The sequence below is a fragment of the Maribacter sp. 4G9 genome (genome assembly GCF_002742265.1).
Lineage (GTDB): Bacteria > Bacteroidota > Bacteroidia > Flavobacteriales > Flavobacteriaceae > Maribacter.
Map to the genome: position 1 here is coordinate 1 of NZ_MDGL01000154.1, position 1131 is coordinate 1131.

At 42.6% G+C, this 1131-nt stretch carries 1 pseudogene; it reads right to left on the reverse strand.

Annotated features, from left to right (window positions below):
• Nucleotides 1–1031 precede the first annotated feature (1031 nt).
• Nucleotides 1032–1131, reverse strand: a pseudogene (locus BFP75_RS22740) (ATP-binding protein); the annotation flags it as partial.

Sequence of the window (1131 nt, forward strand, 5' to 3'; positions counted from 1 at the left end):
TACTTGACCAAAAGTCCCTCAAGTTCAACAACACGGTCGGCCAAACGACGGTTCGCACGCTCAAGATTCTCCAAACGAACCAATAACTCCGATATGAACTTATCCTTTTCGATAACCGAAAGATCCGATAATCTTTCGTAGGATCCAAATGAATTGACAACTTTATCAGCACTGATTAGTTACTAAATAGGTTATCTCTGTAATTAATAGTATCGCTACTATTACTTTTCACTCCGTATGCCAACCCGCCATCTGGCTCATTCGCTAAAAATGTCTTCAAGACATTTTTTTTACGCTCTGCCCTGTAGCTTTTGACTGGATGTAGCAACTTCTCGACACCTCGTCAGTGGTTCACTTTCGTTCAACTCCTTTAATCTTACCTGCTAATCTCTTGGACTAGATTCTCCTAAACGCTCAGTACCAAGACTATTAATCAAAGCACCTTTAGGTGGTTTGAAGCCATCGCCTATACAACGACCTCGATGGACCTACCATCATCTTACTTACAGCATTCAGTCAGTTTATTGCCGTGACTGATTCTTGGCACACTAAGAATAGTTGCGGGTTTACGTGCGAGGATTTTCCGCAGGAAAATCAGACGTACCAAAAGCGCAACGACCTTTGATTTAGCACAATGTAGCAATTTTTTTTATACGTTGTGTGTGCCCAGCATGGGCATCTTTTAACTACAGAAATGTAGTTAATTGATCTAGAGGGTGCAAGTCCCTCATGGGCAAGGGTAACGCCTTGGACCATTAGTAAGCTGCAAGGGTGGTAACCGTGAGGTTACATCTGAAGAAAGCAGGACTACAAATTCTGGTACTGACCCTTCGGCTTCGCTCAGGACAGGCTGAACAGGAACCGTATACAGAGGCATATTTATTTGGGTAAGCAAGCACATCATTGTAACGCCCTAAGATTACCAAAAGGGTAAGTATGTAGATACGGTGGCTATTTCGGAGTGATGGTGCCACCTGTTTCGGTCAAACAGTGCCACTTTGAAAGATCTTTCAATAATACAAAAAAATGTGTCAATCGTTTTTTAAAATTCCTTTTCTTAAGCTTTCCCCTTTTAGGTCCAACCTGTGAGAGGAGTTCACGATCCTGTCCAATATGGCGTCGGCAATGGTG